At 34.4% G+C, this 14,724-nt stretch carries 11 protein-coding genes; 10 read left to right on the forward strand and 1 reads right to left on the reverse strand.

The genetic code is table 11. The features are described from left to right. Positions 1–295: 295 nt before the first annotated feature. The 10 genes from ACYSNW_RS03515 (at position 296) to ACYSNW_RS03560 (ending at position 14,109) form a co-directional block, all read left to right on the forward strand. Complete coding sequence (locus ACYSNW_RS03515) at positions 296–3,064, forward strand: helicase C-terminal domain-containing protein (RefSeq protein ID WP_461743072.1); 2,769 nt, start codon at positions 296–298, stop codon at positions 3,062–3,064. Between the two features lie 82 nt (positions 3,065–3,146). Beyond that, positions 3,147–3,653 (forward strand): cell wall elongation regulator TseB-like domain-containing protein, encoded by a 507-nt coding sequence (locus ACYSNW_RS03520; RefSeq protein WP_461743073.1) that lies wholly within the window; start codon positions 3,147–3,149, stop codon positions 3,651–3,653. Positions 3,654–3,864: 211 nt separating this feature from the next. Next, positions 3,865–5,055 (forward strand): pyridoxal phosphate-dependent aminotransferase, encoded by a 1,191-nt coding sequence (locus ACYSNW_RS03525; protein WP_461743074.1) that lies wholly within the window; start codon positions 3,865–3,867, stop codon positions 5,053–5,055. Between the two features lie 56 nt (positions 5,056–5,111). After that, positions 5,112–6,410, forward strand: coding sequence for an asparagine--tRNA ligase (asnS, locus tag ACYSNW_RS03530; protein ID WP_461743075.1), 1,299 nt, complete (start codon positions 5,112–5,114; stop codon positions 6,408–6,410). Between the two features lie 214 nt (positions 6,411–6,624). Next, on the forward strand, positions 6,625–7,533 hold the full coding sequence (locus tag ACYSNW_RS03535; RefSeq protein WP_461743076.1) for a hypothetical protein: 909 nt from the start codon (positions 6,625–6,627) through the stop codon (positions 7,531–7,533). A gap of 324 nt (positions 7,534–7,857) precedes the next feature. After that, entirely contained in the window at positions 7,858–9,195 is a 1,338-nt protein-coding gene (gene murC / locus ACYSNW_RS03540) for a UDP-N-acetylmuramate--L-alanine ligase (RefSeq protein ID WP_461743077.1), read from the forward strand. A gap of 149 nt (positions 9,196–9,344) precedes the next feature. Beyond that, the gene (locus ACYSNW_RS03545) at positions 9,345–9,824 is read left to right on the forward strand and encodes a MaoC/PaaZ C-terminal domain-containing protein (RefSeq protein WP_461743078.1); all 480 of its coding nucleotides are present in this window, start codon (positions 9,345–9,347) and stop codon (positions 9,822–9,824) included. Beyond that, the gene (locus ACYSNW_RS03550) at positions 9,817–10,515 is read left to right on the forward strand and encodes a Bax inhibitor-1/YccA family protein (RefSeq protein WP_461743079.1); all 699 of its coding nucleotides are present in this window, start codon (positions 9,817–9,819) and stop codon (positions 10,513–10,515) included. Before ACYSNW_RS03545 ends, ACYSNW_RS03550 begins: the two co-directional genes overlap by 8 nt. A gap of 215 nt (positions 10,516–10,730) precedes the next feature. Continuing rightward, on the forward strand, positions 10,731–13,091 hold the full coding sequence (locus ACYSNW_RS03555; protein WP_461743080.1) for an ATP-dependent DNA helicase: 2,361 nt from the start codon (positions 10,731–10,733) through the stop codon (positions 13,089–13,091). Between the two features lie 52 nt (positions 13,092–13,143). Then, positions 13,144–14,109 carry an asparaginase gene (locus ACYSNW_RS03560; RefSeq protein WP_461743081.1) on the forward strand — a complete coding sequence of 322 codons (966 nt, stop codon included), beginning with the start codon at positions 13,144–13,146 and terminating at the stop codon, positions 14,107–14,109. Positions 14,110–14,166: 57 nt separating this feature from the next. Here ACYSNW_RS03560 and ACYSNW_RS03565 read toward each other — a convergent pair whose 3' ends face one another. Continuing rightward, positions 14,167–14,661: a YajQ family cyclic di-GMP-binding protein gene (locus ACYSNW_RS03565; protein WP_461743082.1), complete on the reverse strand. Its 495-nt coding sequence runs from the start codon at positions 14,659–14,661 to the stop codon at positions 14,167–14,169. Positions 14,662–14,724 lie beyond the last annotated feature (63 nt).

The following is a 14,724-nucleotide window of genomic DNA, read 5'->3' on the forward strand; positions in this document are numbered from 1 at the left end:
ATTTGTCTGAAATTGAAAAAAATAATCACTAGTCGTAGCTGTCAATAATTGATTAAGTATACTAGATAAATGGAATGGTCAGGCTGCTAATCTTAGTAGGATTGGCTTTTTTTGTTTTGATTGTCATTTTTTACTTAATTCCGTTAATAAATAGTTTTTAAAATGGGAAACAAGCAAAAATCAAAAGCCCTTTTTTTAAGAACCAATCGTTGAAAAAACAACTTTTAATTTCTTAGTAAAAAAAACTTCGATTTTATAGTATAATCTTCAAGGAGAGAAGAAAGGCGGGAAGGGTATGCAAAAGAAGAAAACATATGCCATCGTTGATATTGAAACGACTGGAACGGATCCTCGTACAGATCGTATTATTCAGTTTGGTTGTGTTTTAGTCGAAGATGGAGAAATTGTTTCCCGTTTTGTTACAGATGTAAATCCAAATCAGGCGATACCCAAAAATATTCAAAGCTTGACGGGGATTTCAAATAGCCAAGTTCAAAAAGCACCTTATTTTGAGGATGTCGCATTAACGATATATAATTTGCTTGCAGATACGATTTTTGTCGCTCACAATATTTATTTTGATTATTCTTTTCTAAATCAAGAACTTATTCGCTGTGGAGCGCCTGAATTAAAAATTCCTGGTATTGATACCGTAGAGTTAGCACAAATTTTTTTACCAACCGAAAAAAGTTTTCGGTTGAGTGATTTATCTGAAAGCTTGGGTTTAATTCACGATAATCCACATCAAGCGGATAGTGATGCTCAAGTAACCGCTGAGTTGCTATTACTTATTGAAGCCAAAATGAGACGTCTACCGTTGATTACAATGGAAAAAATAGCTTTACTCAGTAAACAAACCGGAATGGATACAGGTTTTTATATCAAGTCAATTTACGAGGAAATGAAAGAAACAATTGCTCCTTTGGATTCTAATTTACATGTTATTTCTGGAATTGCGTTGAAAAAAAAGCCAGTGGTATTGTTTGAAACGCCATTATATGGGGAAAACGAGTACCCTAAAAGAAAAAAAACAAAAGAAAAAATTTTTAAGGATAAGATTGCTTATCGTCAAGTTCAGAGCAGAATGATGAATGTCGTTTTTGATCATTTTAAAAACGATGAAAGTAAAAATCTTTTTGTTGAAGCAGCAACTGGAATTGGTAAAACATTCGGTTATTTATTCCCCATGAGTTATCTGGCAACTCCAGAAAATCCAGTGATTATTAGTACGGTTTCGATTGTTTTACAAAATCAATTGGCGTATAAGGATATTCCTGCGGCGAACCAGATTTGTCCTAATACATTGCAGGCGACTGTGGTGAAAAGTCATCGTCATTACCTAGATTTACAGCGGTTTAAAGGAACATTAGAGCAACCTTTGAAGCAAAAACAGTATGCTTTGTTTCAAATGCGTGTATTAGTATGGTTACTTGAGACGGTTACCGGAGATTTAGACGAGCTACAATTGACTAGTTATAACAATATATTTTGGAAAGATGTCGCTCATCGAGGAATTCAGTTTCTAGCGACAAAAGATGCTTTGTACAAAGAAGATTTTGTTGTTTCTTTATATAAAAAAATGAAGCAAAGTAATGTTTTGATTGTCAATCATGCTTTCCTAGTACAAGAGTCGTTGCGTGAAACCGCAGTATTGCCAGAAAGCTCGTATTTGATTATTGATGAAGCACATCACTTACCAGATATTTGTGGAAGTATTTTTCACTATCAAATGAATTTGTTTGCTTTAAAAAAACAGGTACAACAAGTTAAAGACGATGGACAATTATTTGATCAAGTAAATGAGTTGTTTAAAAACTATGAATCAGAAAAAAGATTACTACATATTTACCGGACAGCTTCTGAAGATTTACTAGAAGATTTAAGCGATTTATTTTTTGAATTTAATGAATTGATGGCAGATAAAGGTCAGCTTAAAAATGAATGGATTGTAACAAAAGAGATTTTTGATATGCTCTCACTTAGTGGTATCCAGCTAATTCGAAAAATAGAAATTTTGTTTAATGAATTGATTGAAATTCAACAACAAATCCAACAGTTAATCATCAAGCATTTAGCCACTTTTTCTATTTCAGAAAGGATAACTTTATTTAGTTTATTACGATTTTTTGAACAGATAAAAGAATGGTCTATTTATTTTTATTGGTATATGGAGGATTGGCGTCCAAAATGGTTGAAAGAGTTTAAACTCAATTCTCAAGGAGTAGCTACGTTATCGTTAAATGATTTAGAGGCGAGTATTTTACCTGAAACGAAATGGTATGACCGCTATACCCGTATTCTTTATACAGGTGGAACACTGAAATTTGGGCATAATAAATCTTATTTGCCAGAAAAAATGGGAATCACCGATTATACGATGAAATCGTTACCTGACCCGTACGATTATGAAAAACAAGCACGGATTTATGTGCCAAAAGAAGCATTCAATATTAATGAGTCAAATAATTATGAATTTGCGGAGTATATTTCCTCCGTCGTTTTAAAACTTTCGGAGCAAGAAAATCGTCCTATCCTGGTCTTATTTACTTCTCATGAGGTATTGACTAGTGTTTATTACAAGCTTCATCAATCATTGATGATCAAGGGACGTGAAGTTTTAGCCCAAAACATTAGCGGGAGCAGAGAAAAGATAATGAAACGCTTCCTTCATTCGGGAAAAGGTATTTTGTTAGGAGCTGATAGTTTTTGGGAAGGGGTGGATCTTCCTGGAGATGCATTGCAGATTGTTATTGTCACACGATTACCTTTTGAAAATCCAAGACGACCTTTAGTGAAGGCGCGCTATGATTATTTGGAAAGTCAAGGTATCAATCCTTTTAACCATGAGGCCTTACCTAAAGCGGCATTGCGCTTGAGACAGGCTTTAGGGCGTTTGATTCGTTCTGAAGAAGATAAAGGAGCAATGATTATTTTAGATCGACGTTTGTTTACGGCGAGATATGGAAAACGAATAATTAAAGCTTTACCTAAACAGATTTCTGTAAAAGAAATTCCATTAGACGAAATTTTAAACGAACTAAAGAAATTTTTAATAAAAAAGTAGAAGAAAAAATGGTTCTTTTCTATTAATCGCCCTTGTTTTTCTGATATAATGATACCCAGTAAGTGTGGAAAGGGCGAAAAGATTGAAAGCACAAGAAGATTTAAGAGAAGCAAGAAGAATAAAAATTCTTTTAGCAATCATTGCGATTTTACTAGTAGTGATTGTTTCAGGTATTATCGTTTATATTCGATCGACAAATCCAATGACACAAGCAAAAAAAGAAGCTATTGAAATTGCTCAAAAATCGGCAAATTTAACATCTGTGGATGAATTTTATTCATTTAATCGTAAAGAAACCTATTTTAGCGTGACTGGCAAAGATAAAGAGGGAACAGAACTAGCTATAATTATTCCCAAGGCTGGTGAAAAAGTCACTGTTTTAGAACAGAAGGATGGCGTTTCAGAAGATCAGATTCGTCAAGTGATTGCTACTGATTATTCAAATGAAAAAATCCAAAAAATCAGTTTAGGAATGTTTGATGGGAAACCTGCTTGGGAAGTTGTGACGAAGAACGCTAACGGCACATTATCCTACTACATTCTTTCATTTGAAAAAGCAGAGGAACTCTCAGCAATTCGTGATATTTAAGTGAATAATCGCTTAGTTATCTCTTAGGCAAATAGATATAGATAAAACTAGTTTTAAGGAATCATATAGTTAAACAGATCATTTTGTAGGTTGATTAAAGGAATTTAAGGAGTGTCTGAAAACGATTAAGGAATTTAAATTTCTGCTATCGGTTTCAGAGACTGCCTAGAAAAAGAGTTGAAAAATAGATGATTGTGAGTGGAGTAAAATGATGAATTTATCAAAGCGGGCACAGAGAGTAGAACCATCGGTAACTTTAGCAACTGCAGCAAAAGCTAATGAATTAAAAGCACAAGGCAAAGACATTTTGAGTTTAACAGTTGGCGAACCAGATTTTGTTACACCAAAAAATATTCAAAATGCAGCTATTTCAGCGATTGAAAGTGGCAAAGCAAGCTACTATACGCCGTCGTCTGGGATTAAGGAGTTGCGTCAAGCAATTGTGACCCATATTGAAAAATATTACGGCTTAAGCTACCAAGTAAAAAATGTGATTGTTACTGATGGTGCTAAATTTGCTTTATACACGTTATTCCAAGCATTAATAGATGCCAAGGATGAAGTAATCATTCCTGTTCCTTATTGGGTCAGCTATGGGGAACAAGTCAAATTGGCTGAAGGAGTTCCTGTTTTTTTAGAAGGGACACAAGAAAATGAGTTTAAAGTAACGGTTGAACAGCTTGAAAAGGCTCGAACAGCTAAAACCAAATTATTAATTTTAAATACGCCTTCTAATCCAACTGGGATGATTTATGCTAAAGAAGAGTTGGAAGCCATCGGAAATTGGGCTGTGGAACATGATATTTTAATTGTATCAGATGATATTTATGGTAGATTAGTTTATAATGGCAATACTTTCACGCCATTAGCCTCTATTTCAGAAGCTATTCGTAAACAAACGATTATCATCAATGGAGTATCAAAAACGTATGCAATGACAGGATGGAGAATTGGCTATGCGGTTGGCGATGAAAAAATTATTGCTGCAATGAACGATATTGCTTCACAATCGACTAGCAATCCTACTGCTGTTAGTCAGTATGCGGCGCTTGAAGCCTTAACGGGTGAACAAGAAACGGTAGAAAAAATGCGTTTGGCATTTGAAGATCGTTTAAATAAAATTTATCCTCAAGTTGCTGCTTTACCTGGGTTTAAATTAAGCAAACCTCAAGGAGCATTCTATCTGTTTCCTAATGTGAAAGAGACGTTGGATTTATGTGGCTATAGTGATGTAACGGAATGGGTCAATGATTTATTGGAAGAAGCCCAAGTTGCTGTTGTAACAGGTGCTGGTTTTGGAGCTCCTGAAAACATTAGAATCAGTTATGCAACAGATTTAACTACCTTGGAAGAAGCAGTTAAAAGAATTGCGGCATTTATTGAGAAAAAATCAAAAAGATAAAGAAGTTCTAATTCGGGATAGTTATTGGTAAAAAAGCAATGAATGGAGAGACAATTGTGGAACAAATTCAAATTATTGATGCAAAAGATTACGTTGGGAAAACGGTAAAAATAGGAGCGTGGGTTGCTAATAAACGTTCAAGCGGAAAAATCGCTTTCTTACAATTACGTGATGGAACAGCTTATTTCCAAGGAATCGTTGTAAAAAGTGAAGTATCAGAGGAAGTTTTTCAACTAGCGAAAAATTTGACACAAGAAACGTCTATTTGGATAACTGGTGAGATTCGTGAAGATACACGTTCAAAATTCGGTTATGAAATTGGTATTAGTGGGATTGAAGTAGTTGGTGAGAGCCATGACTATCCAATCACCCCTAAAGAACATGGAACGGAATTTTTAATGGATCATCGTCATTTATGGTTGCGTTCATCTCGTCAACATGCAATCATGCAAATTAGAAATGAAATTATTCTTGCAACGTATGAATTCTTTAATAAAAATAATTTTATTAAAGTTGATCCACCTATTCTAACCGGTAGTTCACCAGAAGGAACAACCGATTTATTTGAAACCAATTATTTTGATCGCCAAGCTTATTTATCTCAAAGTGGACAATTGTATTTGGAAGCGGCTGCTTTTGCTTTTGGGAAAGTATTTTCATTTGGTCCAACTTTTAGAGCTGAGAAATCAAAAACACGTAGACACTTGATTGAATTTTGGATGATTGAAGCTGAAATGGCCTTTATGCATCAAGAAGAAAGTTTGGAAGTTCAAGAGCAATATGTGGCTTACTTAGTTCGCAAGGTTTTGGATAATTGTGACAATGCTTTAGATGTGCTTGAGCGTGATAAAGAAACGCTTGAAAAATATACTAAACTACCATTTCCACGTATTAGTTATGACGAAGCTGTTGAATTGTTACAGAAAAATGGTTTTGATGATATCGAATGGGGTGATGATTTTGGTTCACCACATGAAACCTTTATTGCTAGCTCTTATGATCAACCAGTCTTTATCTTAAATTACCCGAAAGCAATCAAACCATTTTACATGAAACCACATCCAACACGTGATGATATTGTTATTTGTGCCGATATGATTGCACCAGAAGGATATGGTGAAATTATTGGTGGTTCTGAACGGGTGACGGATTATGAATTCTTGTTGGAACAAATTCGTGAACAAGGTTTAGATGAAGAAGAATACTCATGGTACTTAGATTTAAGAAAATATGGTTCTGTTCCTCACTCTGGTTTTGGACTAGGTCTTGAAAGAACAGTGACTTGGCTTTCTGGAATTGAACATGTTCGTGAAGCAAGTCCGTTTCCACGTCTATTAAATCGTATCTATCCATAGAAAAAAGTTTGAAAATGAGTCGAAGTTGTTTGAAGGTTTTAGCTGACCTTTGAATGATTTTGGCTCACTATTTTTTTTTGAAAAAGAATCTTAGTTAAGTCAGTTAGGTCATTTTTTTATGTTTTGAGAAATAAATCGTAAGATCTTCTTTTAGTAGTTTAGAAAAATATCTTTTTGTGGTAGAATTAACAGAAAGTATGATAATGATAAAGGAATGACTTTAATGGTAAATCCAACACAAGTGAAAAGAAAACATTTTCGTTTTCCCGCTTATGATGATGAAGTTGGTGTAAAATTAACACCAATAAATAAGCGTAAATTATTTCAAGATGATCCAGTAATCAATCGCTCAGTTGAAGCTGCAGCTCAAACACCTGAACGAGTAACTGAACCGATGGATCCAGTTCCAGGACAAATTCAAATTAATCGAGAGAAACAACCGACACAATTAAATAAATTGCATACCAATCATAGCAAACAACAAGTAGATGAGTTAGCCAAACATAAGTCTAACTTACCAAATTATACAGCCAGTTGGACAACGCCTACTAAGAAAAAAAATAATTTATTCGGAGATATGCATAAAAAAAATCCTAGTGACTATCGCAATAAAGAAGCGATTCGAACGAATAAACGCACAACACCGAAGAATTATAATTATGATGCTCGTTCGTATTTTGTGCCGAAGTATATACCTGCATCGGTTATTACTGATGAAAAAGGGCCTAAAGTTTCTGAACAAGAATTAGTTGAAGCCATGAGAAAAGACCAGAATTCTTATTTGCTTTTTGATGAAGCACCTACTTCTTTTCAAGTGAAAGGGGAACAAGATCCTACGGTTAAGAAGTTTAATGTTCCTAAAGAATCACTTGATATCCCCGTGACAAGACGACAATATCAACAAATTAAACCTGATATGGAACGTTTTGGTCAAGGCGATATTAGTCATTCTTTACCTCGTTCAAGGAAAGAATTAAAGTCCGCAAAAGAAAATGCGAAAAACCAAACCGCTTATGGCAAAAAAGTCGCTGAAGCGGACCAAGAAAAAAAACGTGGAATATCTTTAAGCGGAATTATCGCGGATTCAAGTACTGATTTAGAAAATAGTAAATACTTTAACTGATACAATAAGGATTTTTTAATTCAAGAAATTTCAGGTAATGATTGATTAAAAATTATACTTATTGGAAAAATAAATCCCAATTGTAATAGAGTAATAGTTTGATTTTTAAAATGATGTAGTGTTTGAATTTTGAGGGAAGCAAGGGGAAATCAGCCTTGTTTTTCTCTTTTTTCGTTGATTCGAGAATTAAGTGGATGAGTGAATCGTTTTCATTATTATTTAGTTGATTATTTTGCGTTTTTGTACGATAATTGTGTTCAGGCTATTTTAATTATTAAAACTTAATTGACAATTTATATAGATATAAAGAGAAGAGGATCATAAATGAGCAATCAAGAAAATCAATTACATCATTTTGTTGGAATAAAAGGATCTGGTATGAGTTCTTTGGCACTAGTCTTACATGAAAAAGGATATGCAGTGCAGGGTTCTGACGTGGAAGAGTATTTCTTTACCCAACGTGATTTAGAAAAAGCAGGAATTAAAATTGTTCCTTTTAATGCAGAGAATATCACAGAAGATATGGTAGTTATTGCGGGAAATGCGTTTCCTGATACACATGAAGAATTAGTTCGTGCAAAAGAACTTGGTGTACAAGTGATTCGCTACCATGACTTTATCGCTCGTTTTATCGAACCTTTTACAAGTATTGCTGTGACGGGTTCACATGGGAAAACAGGAACGACAGGCTTACTCGCTCATATTTTAACGGGCATTAAACCAACAAGTTTTCTAATTGGCGATGGCACAGGGCATGGAGATCCTAATGCAGAATTCTTTGCCTTTGAAGCTTGTGAGTATCGACGCCATTTTCTTGCCTATTCACCTGATTATGTGATTATGACGAATATTGATTTTGATCATCCTGATTATTATGAAAGTATTGAAGATGTCTTTTCTGCTTTTCAAACAATGGCTAATCAAGCGAAAAAAGGTATTTTTGCTTACGGTGATGATGAGTATCTGCGTAAATTGACTGCAAAAGTTCCTATCTATTATTATGGCTTAAATGATAACGATGATATTCAAGCGAAAAATGTGGAACGTACAACAAAAGGTTCTTCTTTTGATGTGTATTATAAAAATGAATCGATGGGTCACTTTGAGCTACCCGCTTTTGGTGAACATAATATTCTTAATTCTCTTGGCGTTATCGCAGCAGCTTATTTTGAAGGATTAGATATGGAAAAAGTAGCAGAAGAAATGAGTGGTTTCCAAGGTGTTAAGCGTCGCTTTAGTGAAAAAACAGTTAGTGACATGATTATTGTCGATGATTATGCTCATCATCCTGCTGAAATTAGAGCAACAATCGATGGCGCTCGTCAAAAATATCCCGAAAAAGAAATCATTGCTGTTTTCCAACCGCATACTTTTACACGAACGGTTGCTTTGATGGATGAATTTGCTGAAGCGTTAGATTTAGCGGATGCTGTTTATTTATGTGATATCTTTGGTTCTGCTAGAGAACAGCAAGGAGATGTCAAAATCGAAGACTTGGGTTCTAAAATTAAAAAAGGCGGTTCTGTAATCAAGGAAGATAATGTTTCTCCCTTATTAGACTATGAAAATGCCGTGATTGTCTTTATGGGAGCTGGTGATGTTCAAAAATTTGAACAGGCTTATGAAACACTTTTAAGTAATACTACAAGAAACGTTCTTTAAAATAATTACTAATAGTTGTTTGTTTAGTCATAGACAAACTACGATAATTGTTTAGTAAACGTTTAAATTACGTTGTCTTTGATTAAAATCGCTTGTTTTTTCTTATCATTTTGATACAATTATCTTATTAATAGCGGAGGTGTACTAATTTGAACATCGGTAAATCAAGAAAATTAGGCAAGACCATCGAAGAAATTGAGGAAGGCGACTCGTTATCCGTCACCGAGGTAATTGAAGATAAAGATTTATTATTGTATCTAGGGTTAACCAATGATGCAAATCCTGTCTATATCCAACATGACTATGCACAAGAAACCGAGTATGGACAACCAATTGTTCCATCTATCATGTTGATGGGAATTATTACCAGTGCGATTTCTAAGCATCTACCAGGACCTGGATCTCATGTAGTGAATTTTTCGGTAAACTTCGTTGAGCCAGTTTTTCATTACGAAACGTTGACCTTTCAATTTGAAGTAATTATGGTTGACAAAATGAAAAATGTAGTAACGCTTTCTATTGATGCAGTTAATTCTGCTGAGGATCGAGTGTTAGATGCAGTCGTGATGGTTCAACCACCGCAAGTTTCAAAGGACACTGAAAAGAAAGAAGGAGATTTGAATGAATAATAGCGGAACAGTCAAAACAAAATCTGGTATTAACCAGTTTTATTCTAAAATTTATGGGTATTTAGCCTTAGGAGTAGGGTTAAGTGCGGTTGTCTCGTATTTAGCTCTGAATGTTTTTTATGTAGAGTTTATAACTTTTGTGCGTAATTTTCCATTAGGATTTATGGGAATGTGGCTAGTTGAGATTGCTTTAGTTTTCTTTTTAGCTTCAAAAGCAGCGAAAGCAGATAGTAATCCAGGGGTAGTAGTCGGAGGATTTATTGCGTATTCAATTATGAATGGCGCAACCTTAGCGATTACATTACTTTACTATACGGATTCAGAAGTGTTTGGTGCCTTTCTTGCTTCAGCAGCAACGTTTGGTGCGATGGCACTAGTTGGTATGTTTACCAAAAAAGATTTATCTGGAATTGGTAGAGCCGCCCTTAGTGCATTGATTGGTGTATTTATTGCCATTTTATTGAATGCTTTTCTATTGCACAGTGGTCCAGTAGATTATTTAATTAGTATTTTGATGGTCTTGATTTTCTCTGGTTTAACTGCTTATGATAACCAACAAATTCAAAATTATTATGTACAAGCAAATGGTTCTGTTGGAACAGGGATTGCCGTATTCTTCGCTTTACAATTATACCTAGACTTTATCAATCTATTCTTAGCTTTCTTAAGAATTTTTGGTAAAAACAATTAGTTTCAGTTAGCTAAAATTAAGCTAAAAAAACTCCAAAAACTGTCGATAGAATCGGCAATTTTGGAGTTTTTTTATGAATGTATTGATGAAGCTTGAAAAGTAATGTAAGGGAACAAAAAAGAATTAGATAAAAATTTCAGAAAAAGATTAATTTTAAAACTCTTCCTTTTCTTTTGCGAATGTATGTTCTATAATGATAAGACGGTGGTGTGACTATGAAAACGAAGCAAAGAATTGCGATTCGTCAGCTAGTAGAATTTATACTAAGAAAAGGTAGTATTGATGCAAGACATACAAGTGAACATACAGCATTAGAAGGCGCTAGAATTCATCGGAAATTGCAAAAAGCAGCAGGAGAAGGTTATCAAAAAGAACTGAAACTATCAATGACGGTCCTTCTCAATCAACTGCCATTTGTGATTGAAGGCAGAGCAGATGGGCTTTTTCTAGATGAAAACCAGCAGCCGATAATTGATGAAATAAAAACGTCAGAGCCAGCATTTGTTGATTTGCCCCAAGCACAAGTTGATATGTATTGGTACCAAGTGATGTGTTATGGACATATTTATTGTCAACAAGAAAAGTTAGCAAACATCACGTTACAATTGACCTATTTTCAAACAACGACAGAAGAAGTGACTCAAGAAAGAAAAGTATTCAGCCAAGAAGAATTAGCAGAATTTTTTACAGATTTAGTTCAGCAATATGAACAATGGCTAATTTTTAAAGAAGAGTGGCGTTCACTTCGGAATCAATCATTGAAAAATTTAACTTTTCCCTACGGAGATTATCGAAAAGGCCAGAGAGAACTGGCTGTTTCGGTATATAAAACGATTTTAAGTGAGCAACGACTTTTTGTTGAAGCGCCTACTGGAACTGGGAAAACCATTTCAACTCTTTTTCCTACGTTAAAAGCAATTGGCGAAGAACAAGCGGAGCGAGTTTTTTATTTAACTGCTAAAACAATCACACGACAAGTGGCCGAAGATGCTGTGGAGGCAATGAAACAAAAGGAGTTGCAGTTGAAAAGTGTGACATTGACAGCAAAAGACAAAATTTGTTTTTTAACCGAACGCAATTGTACACCAGAACACTGTCCCTTTGCCAACGGTTATTATGATCGTTTGAATGAAGGTCTTTGGGATTTATTGATGAATGAAAATCAATTCACTCGAGAGGTGATTGAAACATACGCTAAAAAGCACACGTTATGCCCTTTTGAATTATCTTTGGATGTTAGCTTATGGTGTGATTTGATTATTTGTGACTATAATTATTTATTTGACCCGACGGCTTATTTGCGTCGTTTTTTTGAGGATGATCCAGTAGAAAAAGACAATATTTTTCTGATTGATGAAGTTCATAATTTGGTTAATCGTTCAAGAGAAATGTATTCTGCTACTTTGACCCTTTTTCAATTGAATTCTTTTACAGCTTTTTTTGCTAAAGAAAAAAATAAGATTACACGAGCGGTTAAAAAAATGAAAACAGAATTTGAACGAATCCAAGAAATTTGTGAGAAGGATCAGAAAAATTTTATTTATCAAGCAGAACCATTGGATTCTTTTATCAAATTTGGGTATACTTTGGCTGAAAAAATTAAGGAATGGTTGCCAGAGAATCAAGAATTTCCACAACTAAATCAAGTGTTGGAATTTTACTTTGAGTTGATGCACTATTTAAAAATCAGTGAACTATATGATGATCATTATTATACTTATGTCATAGCTGAAAAAAACCAAGTAACAATCAAGCAATTTTGTATTGATCCTTCTTATTTGCTTGAACAAAAATTAGATAAGAGTAAAGCAAGCATTTTGTTTTCAGCAAGTTTGACGCCTTTGGATTACTATCAAGAAATTTTAGGTGGCAAAGAAGATAGTTTGCGTTATCGTATTGCGAGTCCTTTTGCTCAAGAAAATCAATTACTTGTCATTGGAAATCATATTCAAACAACGTACAAGGAACGAGCAAACAGTTACCAGATGATTACAGAAAGCATCATGACGATGGTTAAGCAAAAGAAGGGAAATTACTTAGTTTTTTTCCCATCCTATAGCTATATGGATATTGTTTACGAACAGTTTAGAGAAAATTATCCCGAAATAAAAACGCGTTTGCAAGATACAATGATGACAGAAGAAGAACGAGAAAATTTTCTAGTATTATTCGAATCGGATCCAACAGAATCTTTAGTTGGCTTTTGCGTGTTAGGAGGTATTTTTTCAGAAGGAATTGATTTAAAAGGTACTCGATTAATCGGTACAGCCATCGTTGGCGTTGGGTTGCCTCAGATGAATCATGAACAAGAGTTGATTAAAAACTATTATGAAATCAAAAATGAACATGGCTTTCAATTTGCGTATCAAATACCTGGAATGAATAAAGTATTACAAGCGGGTGGACGTGTTATTCGAGATGAAAAAGATCAAGGTGTGGTTTTATTATTGGATCAACGTTTTTCTTCTCCAGCAGTTAAACAGCTTTTTCCACCCCATTGGTATCATGCGCAAAGAGCATATAATAATCAACAAATAGAAAATATAATCAAACAATTTTGGGTGCAAAAAGATTAAGCGGTCGTTTTGGATTGTTAAAGATAAAATGAATTAGAAACGAGGAAAAGTGATGAAGAAAATTTTAGTCCTACATACGGGTGGTACGATTTCAATGTCAAAAGAGCCGGACGGCAATGTGACACCTAACCAAACTAATCCTTTATTAGATCAAGAAAAACTATTAGAAGGAAAAGTCGATTTAGTTGTTGAAGCGATTTTTAATGTTCCTTCTCCTCATATCACATTAGAAAAAATGCTGATATTACAGCAACGAATCAAAAAAGCTTATGCGGAATCATTTGATGGAGTTGTTATCACTCATGGAACAGATACGTTGGAAGAAACAGCTTACTTTTTAGACATTACTTTAGAACGGAAAATACCAGTCGTTTTAACGGGTGCAATGCGTTCCAGTAATGAAATCGGTACGGATGGTCTGTATAATTTTATTAGTGCCATTTTTACTGCTTGTTCAGATGAATCGATAGGAAAAGGCGTATTGGTCGTAATGAATGACGAGATTCATGCAGCTAGATATGTAACTAAAACACATACGACAAATGTTGCTACCTTTCGAACACCGACTTTCGGTCCGATTGGAATGATTGCAAAAGACCGAACGTTTTTTGCAAGTGAAATTGTTGCACAAGAGACTTGTGATATTGAAAAAGCTAATGGAAATGTCTATGTGATTACTGCTTTTGCCGGAATGGATGGTAGTTTGTTTGATCTTGTTAATAATGAAAATACCGATGGAATTGTAATCGAAGCATTGGGGGCGGGAAACTTACCACCAAAAACATTGCCTGCAATTCAACGCCTACTTGACCAAGAGATCCCAATCGTTTTAGTTTCTCGTTGTTCGAATGGTATTGCTGAAGATCTTTATGATTATGAAGGTGGCGGTGCTAATTTGAAAAAAATGGGTCTTATCTTTTCCCGAGGATTAAATGGGCAAAAAGCTAGAATTCGCTTAATTGTTGGTTTGAATAGTGGCAAAAATAAAGAGGAATTACGGCTATTTTTAAGTCAATAAATAAAAAAAGTTGTGCTGGAGATAGATTCTTTCTCTAGCACAACTTTTTTTGAATAATTAACGGTAATTGGCAAACTGTAATTCTATTGGTAAATCTAATTGTTTTAGCATAGCAATTGTTTTTTGAAGATCATCACGATTTTTCCCTGATACCCGAATTTGATCTTCTTGGATTTGTGATTTTACTTTTATACCAGAGTTTTTGATGGCAACATTGATCTTTTTAGCGTTATCTTTATCGATGCCACTAACTAAATCGCCGTATTGTCTAACGGCTCCACCTAGTGAATTTTCACTGGAACTAAAATGAATATTTTTGATAGGGACGCCTCTTTTGACTAACTTGCTGAATAGTACGTCTTTTACTTGTTCAATTTTATATTCGTCATCCGCAATTACAACTAATTTATTCGTTTCTAATTTGATATCAGCAATTGAATCTTTAAAATCAAAACGATTTTTGATTTCTTTTAATGCGATTTGGATGGCGTTTTTTACTTCTTCCATGTTTACTTCAGATGTTACATCGAAGCTTGCTTCTTTTGCTGCCATTTGACAACCTCCTGTCTTTTCTATATCTCTCTTTAATAGTAACATGAATCACTAAAGAAACAA

The organism is Enterococcus sp. LJL99 (assembly GCF_054871725.1).

Bases quoted from the DNA above. Each gene is read 5' to 3' on its own strand.
- ACYSNW_RS03515 (WP_461743072.1), top strand. From the start codon at position 296: ATGCAAAAGAAGAAAACATATGCCATCGTTGATATTGAAACGACTGGA.
- ACYSNW_RS03525 (WP_461743074.1), top strand. From the start codon at position 3,865: ATGAATTTATCAAAGCGGGCACAGAGAGTAGAACCATCGGTAACTTTA.
- ACYSNW_RS03535 (WP_461743076.1), top strand. From the start codon at position 6,625: ATGACTTTAATGGTAAATCCAACACAAGTGAAAAGAAAACATTTTCGT.
- murC (WP_461743077.1), top strand. From the start codon at position 7,858: ATGAGCAATCAAGAAAATCAATTACATCATTTTGTTGGAATAAAAGGA.
- ACYSNW_RS03550 (WP_461743079.1), top strand. From the start codon at position 9,817: ATGAATAATAGCGGAACAGTCAAAACAAAATCTGGTATTAACCAGTTT.
- ACYSNW_RS03555 (WP_461743080.1), top strand. From the start codon at position 10,731: ATGAAAACGAAGCAAAGAATTGCGATTCGTCAGCTAGTAGAATTTATA.
- ACYSNW_RS03560 (WP_461743081.1), top strand. From the start codon at position 13,144: ATGAAGAAAATTTTAGTCCTACATACGGGTGGTACGATTTCAATGTCA.
- ACYSNW_RS03565 (WP_461743082.1), bottom strand. From the start codon at position 14,661: ATGGCAGCAAAAGAAGCAAGCTTCGATGTAACATCTGAAGTAAACATG.